Source organism: Paenibacillus sp. GCM10027630 (assembly GCF_042676305.1).
In the GTDB taxonomy this organism is placed as follows: domain Bacteria; phylum Bacillota; class Bacilli; order Paenibacillales; family NBRC-103111; genus Paenibacillus_S.
In genome coordinates this window covers 1-8,763 of the sequence record NZ_JBHTGY010000025.1, presented here as the reverse complement: position 1 = coordinate 8,763, position 8,763 = coordinate 1, and the positions used below count along the sequence as shown (strand labels likewise).

The 8,763-nt window shown below is 45.0% G+C and carries 8 protein-coding genes, 16 tRNA genes and 1 rRNA gene; 4 read left to right on the top strand and 21 right to left on the bottom strand.

The window, feature by feature from the left end:
* Positions 1-157 precede the first annotated feature (157 nt).
* Together ACFQ0C_RS11755 and ACFQ0C_RS11750 are read right to left on the bottom strand one after the other, a co-directional pair.
* Complete coding sequence (locus ACFQ0C_RS11755; RefSeq protein ID WP_379366906.1) at positions 158-958, bottom strand: pyruvate, water dikinase regulatory protein; 801 nt, start codon at positions 956-958, stop codon at positions 158-160.
* Positions 959-1,015: 57 nt separating this feature from the next.
* The gene (locus tag ACFQ0C_RS11750) at positions 1,016-1,642 is read right to left on the bottom strand and encodes a helix-turn-helix transcriptional regulator (protein WP_258214828.1); all 627 of its coding nucleotides are present in this window, start codon (positions 1,640-1,642) and stop codon (positions 1,016-1,018) included.
* A gap of 265 nt (positions 1,643-1,907) precedes the next feature.
* Here ACFQ0C_RS11750 and glpX point away from each other — a divergent pair, with 265 nt between their 5' ends.
* A complete protein-coding gene (glpX, locus tag ACFQ0C_RS11745) occupies positions 1,908-2,876 on the top strand; it encodes a class II fructose-bisphosphatase (RefSeq protein ID WP_258214829.1) in 969 nt (322 codons plus the stop codon).
* 170 nt (positions 2,877-3,046) lie between these two features.
* On the opposite strand, the gene ACFQ0C_RS11740 is transcribed toward glpX, so the two are convergent.
* Positions 3,047-3,382, bottom strand: coding sequence for an SANT/Myb-like DNA-binding domain-containing protein (locus ACFQ0C_RS11740; protein ID WP_379366902.1), 336 nt, complete (start codon positions 3,380-3,382; stop codon positions 3,047-3,049).
* A 200-nt stretch (positions 3,383-3,582) separates the two neighbouring features.
* Between ACFQ0C_RS11740 and ACFQ0C_RS11735 the strand changes: the two genes are divergently transcribed.
* Both ACFQ0C_RS11735 and ACFQ0C_RS11730 read left to right on the top strand, forming a co-directional pair.
* Positions 3,583-4,620, top strand: coding sequence for a polysaccharide deacetylase family protein (locus ACFQ0C_RS11735; protein ID WP_379366900.1), 1,038 nt, complete (start codon positions 3,583-3,585; stop codon positions 4,618-4,620).
* Between the two features lie 75 nt (positions 4,621-4,695).
* Positions 4,696-4,920 carry a hypothetical protein gene (locus ACFQ0C_RS11730; protein ID WP_379366898.1) on the top strand — a complete coding sequence of 75 codons (225 nt, stop codon included), beginning with the start codon at positions 4,696-4,698 and terminating at the stop codon, positions 4,918-4,920.
* Between the two features lie 54 nt (positions 4,921-4,974).
* On the opposite strand, the gene ACFQ0C_RS11725 is transcribed toward ACFQ0C_RS11730, so the two are convergent.
* Positions 4,975-5,850: an SDR family oxidoreductase gene (locus tag ACFQ0C_RS11725; protein ID WP_379366896.1), complete on the bottom strand. Its 876-nt coding sequence runs from the start codon at positions 5,848-5,850 to the stop codon at positions 4,975-4,977.
* Positions 5,851-5,968: 118 nt separating this feature from the next.
* Here ACFQ0C_RS11725 and ACFQ0C_RS11720 point away from each other — a divergent pair, with 118 nt between their 5' ends.
* The gene (locus ACFQ0C_RS11720; protein WP_379366894.1) at positions 5,969-6,922 is read left to right on the top strand and encodes a helix-turn-helix transcriptional regulator; all 954 of its coding nucleotides are present in this window, start codon (positions 5,969-5,971) and stop codon (positions 6,920-6,922) included.
* 106 nt (positions 6,923-7,028) lie between these two features.
* Here ACFQ0C_RS11720 and ACFQ0C_RS11715 read toward each other — a convergent pair.
* The 17 genes from ACFQ0C_RS11715 to ACFQ0C_RS11635 all read right to left on the bottom strand — a co-directional run.
* Positions 7,029-7,107: transfer RNA gene (locus ACFQ0C_RS11715), tRNA-Leu, on the bottom strand.
* Positions 7,108-7,134: 27 nt separating this feature from the next.
* Positions 7,135-7,211: transfer RNA gene (locus ACFQ0C_RS11710), tRNA-Arg, on the bottom strand.
* Positions 7,212-7,229: 18 nt separating this feature from the next.
* Positions 7,230-7,318, bottom strand: a tRNA-Leu gene (locus ACFQ0C_RS11705).
* Positions 7,319-7,334: 16 nt separating this feature from the next.
* Positions 7,335-7,408: transfer RNA gene (locus ACFQ0C_RS11700), tRNA-Cys, on the bottom strand.
* Positions 7,409-7,416: 8 nt separating this feature from the next.
* Positions 7,417-7,491: transfer RNA gene (locus ACFQ0C_RS11695), tRNA-Gly, on the bottom strand.
* 12 nt (positions 7,492-7,503) lie between these two features.
* Positions 7,504-7,575, bottom strand: a tRNA-Gln gene (locus ACFQ0C_RS11690).
* A 15-nt stretch (positions 7,576-7,590) separates the two neighbouring features.
* Positions 7,591-7,666: transfer RNA gene (locus ACFQ0C_RS11685), tRNA-His, on the bottom strand.
* Positions 7,667-7,680: 14 nt separating this feature from the next.
* Positions 7,681-7,754 (bottom strand) — tRNA-Trp (locus ACFQ0C_RS11680).
* A gap of 7 nt (positions 7,755-7,761) precedes the next feature.
* A tRNA-Tyr gene (locus ACFQ0C_RS11675) sits at positions 7,762-7,846 on the bottom strand.
* Between the two features lie 20 nt (positions 7,847-7,866).
* A tRNA-Thr gene (locus ACFQ0C_RS11670) sits at positions 7,867-7,942 on the bottom strand.
* Positions 7,943-7,952: 10 nt separating this feature from the next.
* Positions 7,953-8,028, bottom strand: a tRNA-Phe gene (locus tag ACFQ0C_RS11665).
* Between the two features lie 16 nt (positions 8,029-8,044).
* A tRNA-Asp gene (locus tag ACFQ0C_RS11660) sits at positions 8,045-8,121 on the bottom strand.
* A 32-nt stretch (positions 8,122-8,153) separates the two neighbouring features.
* Positions 8,154-8,230: transfer RNA gene (locus tag ACFQ0C_RS11655), tRNA-Met, on the bottom strand.
* A gap of 13 nt (positions 8,231-8,243) precedes the next feature.
* Positions 8,244-8,319 (bottom strand) — tRNA-Val (locus tag ACFQ0C_RS11650).
* An 83-nt stretch (positions 8,320-8,402) separates the two neighbouring features.
* Positions 8,403-8,491, bottom strand: a tRNA-Ser gene (locus tag ACFQ0C_RS11645).
* Between the two features lie 4 nt (positions 8,492-8,495).
* Positions 8,496-8,571, bottom strand: a tRNA-Asn gene (locus tag ACFQ0C_RS11640).
* Positions 8,572-8,677: 106 nt separating this feature from the next.
* Positions 8,678-8,763, bottom strand: a 23S ribosomal RNA gene (locus ACFQ0C_RS11635); the annotation flags it as partial.

Sequence of the window (8,763 nt, the reverse complement as noted above, 5' to 3'; positions counted from 1 at the left end):
TCAGTTGCTAACTAATTTTTAAAAATTTTTAAGGTTAGGTGTGTTTGAGTTACTCAAAAGTCAGTTTAAAGCTTATTGACATAGTACGCTATATATGCAAAAAAAGCATGGCTCGCCCTCACGGCAGTCCATGCTCTATCTTATATATAAATTAAGGTCACAAATAACCCATAATAATACCGGCAGTTTCTTCAATCGCCTTATCTGTCACATTAATAACAGGACAACCTACTTGATTCATCAGCTTTTGCGCGTAGTCGAGCTCCTCCATAATCCGTTCCATAGCCGCATACTTCGCGCCAAATGGCAAACCAACCGCTTTTAACCGTTCCGTTCTTATTTTTAACAGCTTGTCCGGATCCATAGTAAGACCGACAATCCGCGAACCCGGCAGCATAAATAGCTCTCTAGGCGGTTTCACCTCAGGAACAAGCGGCAGATTCGTTACTTTCAGCCCTTTATGAGCCAAAAAAATACTAAGCGGAGTCTTTGATGTTCTGGATACGCCGATCAGAACGATTTCGGCCTTCAGCAATGCACTCGTATCACGGCCATCATCACATTTGACTGCAAATTCAATCGCTTCGACACGCTTAAAATAGTCATCGTCCATCTCGTGCTGCAGCCCGGGCTTACGCTTCGGCGAATCATTGAAGGTGTCGATGAATGCCTGCATCATCGGTCCCATGATGTCCACAGCACGAACTCCCAAACGGATCGCTTCCTCGCGCATCATTTCGCGAAGCTCAGGCTGGACAAGAGTATAAGCGACAAAACCGCCTCGGCTTGCAGCTGACTCCATAATGGTCCGAATCTCATCTTCATGCTTAATATGGCCGATACGCTTTGTTGTAACTTGATGTGCGTCAAATTGCCGGATCGTCGCTTTCACAACTGCCTCGGCAGTTTCACCTACGGAATCCGAGCAAATGGTAATCTCATAGTGCTGATCTTTCATCCGTTCATACTCCTTCTTTCATGGTTGTTAATTTCGCCAAAGAGTCTCTTCCCTATTTTAAGGTTCTGTAGCTAGCTCCAGCAAAATTTGCGTCATTGTCGTCTTACTCACACGGCCTACTACTTCCCATCGGCTGCGGCCCGGGCTGGAATCTGCCTGAGAACGAATAACAACCGGCAAACTATCTACTTGATGGTGCATCATTTTACGTGCAGCATCTATAACTAATTCCTCGGCCTCTACGTGGATCACATTCGGCTCACGCGTCATAACCATACTGACAGGCATTGATGCTGCAGCTGTATTTCCGAGCGTAAATTTCAATAAATCTTTTCTGGAAATAACTCCAGACAAGCAGCTTTCTTCATCGACCACGATTAAGCTCCCTACATCTTCCATGAAAAGGGACACCACAGCATCATGAACCGAGGATGTTTCCTTTACTATTACTGGTATCGATTTAACATCTTTCACTTTTAAGGCCTTTAGTCTACGGGATGCCTGACTTCCCGATGATATTTCCGAGCCGGGTGTATATCCCACTTTGGGCTTTGCATCAACATAGCCGAGCATAACCAGCAAAGCAAGGTCGGAACGCAGCGTTGGTCTGCTTAAACCAAGCATCTCGGCAATCTGCTCTCCTGTGATCGGCGCATGCAGTTTAACCAGTTCCACAATATGCAATTGACGAGCTGTCAGTTCGATGACCGAAACCTCCCTGTCGCAAATCTTATCTTATTTGTGTTCATTACATCTATTGTATCAAAAAAAGTGTTTTATTTGTATAAATAATAGGTTACATTGATATAGAGTACATTATATTCCTAAAAAATACACAAATATACCTTTTATAATCCCTATTTGTTGCGCACTTTATATGAAATAATTATACTATAGTTGAAATGATGTGTAACTTATATTTTAAATAATGGTTCTGGGAGGACTTATCATGGAAAGAGAATTAGCATTGGAAATTGTCAGAGTCACCGAATTAGCCGCTTTGTCTGCAGCTCAATGGATGGGACGGGGAGATAAAAATCAAGCTGACGGAGCCGCAACAACAGCTATGCGAACTATGTTCGATTCCGTGTCGGTTCAAGGCACTGTAGTTATAGGTGAAGGAGAGATGGACGAGGCTCCAATGCTTTATATCGGAGAACAGGTTGGCAACGGTCAGGGACCGGAGGTAGACATTGCTGTAGACCCCTTAGAGGGAACGGATCTCGTTGCTAAGGGATTGAATAACGCACTGGCTGTCATAGCAATGGCGAACAAGGGCTGCCTCCTTCATGCCCCTGATATGTATATGGCCAAGCTTGCTGTAGGTCCCGCCCTAACTGGCAAACTTCAGCTTGATGACCCGCTTGAAGTGACTTTACAGAAGGCTGCCCAGCATCTGGATAAACCATTAAGCAACTTAACCGTCATGATTCTGGATCGGGAACGTCATCAAGATCATATCCAGACACTTCGCCGTGTAGGTGTGCGTATTAAACTACTAAGCGATGGCGATGTAGCTGGAGCCATGGCCCCTGCTCTGTCAGAATCAGGTATTGATCTGTATGTAGGATCGGGAGGGGCGCCAGAAGGCGTGTTAGCCGCAGCAGCGCTGCGCTGTTTAGGTGGTGAATTACTGGGACGTCTTATGCCGTCTAATGAAGAAGAGCTTGAACGATGCCGTCAAATGGGATTAAAGGACCCCTTAAAACTATTAACGATGGACGATATGATTGGTACTCAAGATGTATTTTTTGCAGCCACAGGAATAACACCAGGGGAATTTCTAGGGGGAGTTCAATACTTAGGCAATCAGCGTGCAGAGACACATTCCATTGTCATGAGAGCGAAAACAAAAACAGTTCGTTTCATCCGCACTATTCATTACCTTCCTAACAAACCGTTGCTTGGTGATCTGTAAGTTTGTTGCTTTCAATCTGCCTTCATCTGGCTTTAGTCCAGAACCTTACGGTCCCCGAAGGCGGATGTTCTATGTCTTGCTTTAAATTTCATCTATGCGTTATTCATCCCCATGGTAATACTCAGCGATACTTATCACTCGTTGACGTTTATCATGGGGATGGTCATTGTTCAAGAATTACAATATGCATCCCGAAAAGCCCGCAATAACTGATCCATATCCGGTTTAACACCTGTTTCATTCACTTTAGTCTTAACTAGATACAAGTATCTGTAAAAACTCATCATCACCGGAGATGATTCCTCATTTTTACAAATTGAAATCAGCCCGATACTTTGTTTTTCTCCTCGTTCCCTTTTAACTTCCAGTCTATAAGCCCGATCTTTTATCGTTTTTATACTTCGGTTCGGGAGATGCTGAAGGATCTCTTGGATATCCCCTGAAGGATAATATTTCTTTATGAATTCATCTTCCCACGTACTCCAACCCTTTTTCTTTAATTCCACCAAAGCTCTTCCTTTCGAACAAACTAGACCAAGTATACTTCACTTCAAATATTTTCTAAATTATTATATAACAAATTTATTAAGAAAATTCGGTATAAATGTTAAGTAAATATTAGCTAGCTTAATTATGGCTCCAACGGATAATCTGGTCTCCTATCACGAAGACTAATAGCATCTATCGTGAGAAGGGGGCCGTATTTATGAAACCACTATCCTGTTTGCATGCAATTTTATCACTTAGTATCCTTGGATTAGCCCTCACCGGCTGCACATTTCAACCTAAATTAAAACAAAATTCCAATGGGATACCTCCCCAGCAGGTGGAAGCCCCCGACCCAACCATTAAAACCACAGAGTCCAAGTCAACGGTTCCACTCGATCCTTTGGTCCGCTTTCCGGAGTGGCCAATCCCTGGAATTCCTCCTGTAGATAATGGACAGCCGCGAGCTCAAGCTCAACCGGAACAAGCAGCTCCCCAGCCTGAACCGGTGCCACCGCCCGTACCTCAAGCCAAAAAACCAGTCAAACAAGAAAAGCCTGCTCACACTGCAACTTCCCAGCAAAACAACCGTGGTAAGCGTCTTACCTTATCTCAATTGGTTAAAAAGTATCCGGATCTTCTTCTACTCAAAGGCTCCTCAGACTCCAAAAAAATAGCGCTCACCTTTGATGACGCCCCGGACACCCACTTTACTCCGCAGGTTTTGGATGTTTTGAAAAAACATAACGTCAAAGCAACATTTTTCATCGTAGGCCGCCTTGCTGAGAAGCATCCTGACGTCGTTAAACGAATGGTCAAGGAGGGCCATATTATTGGCAATCACACCTACAACCATGCACTGCTTACCAAGCTGTCAGATGAACAGTACCACACCCAAGTTAATAAAACGCAAAAAATACTTAGAAATATAATCGGTTATACCCCCAAACTTCTTCGTCCTCCATACGGTGAAATTTCAGAGAGTCAGTTGCTTTGGGCTTCCGAGCATCAATTGGTGGTTGTTAACTGGAATGTTGATTCCTTGGATTGGAAACAATTGAGCCAGCAGCAAGTGACCAACAATATTTTATCCAATGCCAAGGCTGGGTCCATTATTCTTCAGCATTCTGGTGGTGGTTCGAACCAGGACTTATCAGGAACCGTTAATGCACTTCCCACTATTATTGAGTCCTTACGCTCCAAGGGCTATCAACTGGTTACATTGCCGGATTTGCTGCATGTATCCAAACAGCTCTAGCAGTTACATAAAATGATTCCAAAACGCTCAAACTACATCATGTCTATTAATAAGCGTAAGGGGGAACCCGTTTTTATGAGTCATCTGACAGAAATCATCGACAACCATAATAATTTGGATGGCGTATTTTCCATAGTCAAGCATTACGGAGTAAGCGCTGAATTCGTTACCGATGCATTAGTGCAGCGATTCGAACAAATCCAAAAAAATGACGAGGAATTCGAAGGAAGTACAGAGGAAGAAAAGGTGTATTGCGAGGAAATCCTAAATACTTTGAATCAATATTATGCGCGGCTTTAAGAAAACAAATAGCGCAGGCTTTCCACAAGGGAGGGCTGCGCTATTATTCGTTTATCATTTATAAAACCCTTGCTCCTCCGCATAATTTCCCCAGTGAGGATGTCTACCGTCCACATCCTTAAATCCATATTCATCGGATAAGCCCCAGGTAGTGGTTATCATCCCGTTTTTTTTGCTTATTTCCGGATCAGCTGCCAAAGCAGCAACCGCCCTGCCAATATAAAATGGAGTCTCCGACATTATAAAATGTGGGTCTTTCTTCACTCCATCCTGCCAATTAGCTTCGGTTACTCCAAAATAATCGAGCATTGCCTCTGACCGGAGAAAACCCGGACTCAAAGATAGTGCAGTAACATTATAAGGCCGAAGCTCCTCTGCCATTGATGCAGCAAGATGTATCACCGATACTTTAGCGAGACTGTAGTACAAATTTCCACGGTATCGATAGTCAAAGCCATCCGTTATCTCAATAATCAAACCCTTTTTCTTCTCCACCATCAAGGGAGCTGCATAAAAGCTTGTAATCATATGCGATTGTACGGCCAGCTGCTGAATTAGAAGTCCATCTGACAACGAATGCTCCCAGAAGGTTTGCCCCCATTCGGTTAATGAATCTCCACCCCATATATCATTTACTAATAGATCTAGGTTACCGTTTTGTTCTCGTTTCACACGTTCAAACAATTCTTTTACCTCATCCTCGACAGTATGATCCACACGAATAGGAATACCCTGTCCCCCTTGTGCCGTCACCATCTCTGCAGTTTCTTCAATGGTTTCCACTCTTCCCATACTAGAGGGATTTCCTCTCACGCTTCTTCCCGTCACATATACCGTTGCACCAGCTTCCCCTAGCATTACTGCAATACCTCTACCTGCACCTCTTGTGCCGCCTGCAACAACAGCAACTTTTCCGACTAATGGTTTCATATCCATTCTCCTTAACAGCAGATTTACTCATCTCCATTTGATTATACGGGTTCATATATGTCATCCTTTGTCTTAATTGTATGGTAGACTAAAATAGTTAGCAAAGGAGGATTACATAATGCGTGCGGAACGTCTACTAACATTATTATTATGCCTACAGCATCATGGAAAAATGACTACTCGCCAGCTAGCTGAAAAGGTGGAAGTATCTGAACGTACAATTGCGAGAGATATGGAGGCTCTGAGCGCAGCTGGAATACCTGTGTTTGCATTTAGAGGAGCTTTTGGAGGTTGGAGCTTGTCTGAGGGCTATCGCACTAATCTAACCGGCTTAAAAATAGAAGAAATACAATCTTTACTTCTTATGAATTCATCGGGCATTATGAACGATTTAGGGCTACGAAGCAACTTTGACACTGCACTTCTTAAGCTGCTGGCCTCACTGCCTCCTTCTTTACAAAGGGATGCAGAATTTATGAGGGAACGTATCCATGTGGATGGTGCCGGCTGGCATCAATCGCAAGAAGCGTTCCCTTATCTAGGCATTGTTCAGGAAGCTATTTGGAATGAAAAGAAATTAATGATCGAGTATCCGAAAAATACAACAAAAACAGAAAGGCTTGTAGAACCATTAGGTCTTGTTGCAAAAGCAAGCATCTGGTACCTAGTCGCTCGTACTAATGGAGAAATGCGCACCTTCCGCATATCTCGAATTGATAGCGCACGCATTATGGATATTTCTTTTACCCGTCCAGATGATTTCCAGCTTGCCACCTATTGGGAGCAATCCACTCAAGCATTCCAGGCAACATTACCTTACTATCCTGCTATTGTCAAAATTCAAGAGCATCTGCTGCCGCAATTTCAGCAAGCCCGCTATGTGAAAGTAAAAGAAACCTGGCCTGCAGCTGATTCAGGCTGGCTCTTAGCATCTGTGGACTTCCATACCATTGAATCTGCTTGTGAAATTATATTGAGCTATAGTCCTTATTTAAAAGTAGATGAGCCTTACGATCTACGGCTTGCCGTTATATCACGACTTCAAGATTCCCTGGCTATGTATGAAATTTAAAAGCAACTAGTCACGAGGGTCGATTGAACTTTTGAAAAAATACAAGGAAACAAAAAAACTGTTTTCACAGAATCGCTCCTGTAAAAACAGTTTTTTTGTTTCTTGATGCCGGTGAAGGGACTCGAACCCCCACGGTTTCCCTCACGATTTTGAGTCGCGCGCGTCTGCCATTCCGCCACACCGGCTTATTATTGCTTATCTTGAAGATTAAATGGCGCGCCCTGAGAGATTCGAACTCCCGGCCTTTTGATTCGTAGTCAAACGCTCTATCCAGCTGAGCTAAGGGCGCAATTTCTGTAATAAAACTTGGTGCCGAAGACCAGACTTGAACTGGTACGGTAGTCACCTACCGCAGGATTTTAAGTCCTGTGCGTCTGCCGATTCCGCCACTCCGGCGAGTGGAAAAAAATTATGGAGGCACCACCCAGAATCGAACTGGGGATAGAGCTTTTGCAGAGCTCTGCCTTACCGCTTGGCTATGGCGCCGTAATTTATGGAGCGGAAGACGGGAATCGAACCCGCGACCCTCGCCTTGGCAAGGCGATGCTCTACCGCTGAGCCACTTCCGCATAATTATAAAACTGGGGATCTAGGATTCGAACCTAGGCATGACGGAGTCAAAGTCCGTTGCCTTACCGCTTGGCTAATCCCCATTACATAAAGAATAATGGGGCGATCGATGGGACTTGAACCCACGAATGCTGGAGCCACAGACCAGTGCGTTAACCCCTTCGCCACGACCGCCACGGTTTAAATAATGGCAGGGGCAGCAGGAATTGAACCCACACCAAAGGTTTTGGAGACCTTTGTTCTACCTTTAAACTATGCCCCTATAAATATGGTGGAGGCTGATGGATTCGAACCACCGAACTCGATGAGAGCAGATTTACAGTCTGCCGTGTTTAGCCACTTCACTAAGCCTCCATATTGAGTTGAAAAGAACATGGTGCCGTCGAGAGGACTTGAACCCCCAACCTACTGATTACAAGTCAGTTGCTCTACCAGTTGAGCTACAACGGCTTAATAAAAATGGTGGCTCGGGACGGAATCGAACCGCCGACACGAGGATTTTCAGTCCTCTGCTCTACCGACTGAGCTACCGAGCCTTTTAATTTTTAAAAATGGCGGAGCCGACGGGATTCGAACCCGCGGTCTCCTGCGTGACAGGCAGGCATGTTGGGCCACTACACCACGGCTCCGCGTTAGTTCGAAGTAACATCCTTCGATAAATTGGTTGCGGGGGCAGGATTTGAACCTGCGGCCTTCGGGTTATGAGCCCGACGAGCTACCGGGCTGCTCCACCCCGCGGCAAAATTGATTATGGTGGGCGCTGACGGGATCGAACCGCCGACCCTCTGCTTGTAAGGCAGATGCTCTCCCAGCTGAGCTAAGCGCCCCTATCATTGTAATNTTACCTCCGTGAAAGGGAGGTGTCTTAACCACTTGACCAACGGGCCTTATAACTTCTAAAGAATTGCTACGGAGAGAGAGGGATTCGAACCCTCGAGACGCTTGTGACGCCTACACGATTTCCAATCGTGCTCCTTCGGCCAGCTCGGACACCTCTCCATAATGGCTCCCCGAACAGGACTCGAACCTGTGACAACTCGATTAACAGTCGAGTGCTCTACCAACTGAGCTATCAGGGAATAGGAACATAACTATGATTCAAGGCTTGCACCCTGAAAACTAGATCCGAAACAAGCAGCGTCGAGCAACGCTTTGTTCTAACGATATTACACATCGCAGATATTTATGGATAAGCCCTCGACCGATTAGTATTCGTCAGCTCCATACCTTGCGGCACTTCCACCCCGAACCTATCAACCTCGTCGTCTTCA

Coding starts and splice junctions, on each gene's coding strand:
- ACFQ0C_RS11735 (WP_379366900.1), top strand. CDS start 3,583: ATGAAACCACTATCCTGTTTGCATGCAATTTTATCACTTAGTATCCTT.
- ACFQ0C_RS11730 (WP_379366898.1), top strand. CDS start 4,696: ATGAGTCATCTGACAGAAATCATCGACAACCATAATAATTTGGATGGC.
- glpX (WP_258214829.1), top strand. CDS start 1,908: ATGGAAAGAGAATTAGCATTGGAAATTGTCAGAGTCACCGAATTAGCC.
- ACFQ0C_RS11720 (WP_379366894.1), top strand. CDS start 5,969: ATGCGTGCGGAACGTCTACTAACATTATTATTATGCCTACAGCATCAT.
- ACFQ0C_RS11725 (WP_379366896.1), bottom strand. CDS start 5,850: ATGAAACCATTAGTCGGAAAAGTTGCTGTTGTTGCAGGCGGCACAAGA.
- ACFQ0C_RS11755 (WP_379366906.1), bottom strand. CDS start 958: ATGAAAGATCAGCACTATGAGATTACCATTTGCTCGGATTCCGTAGGT.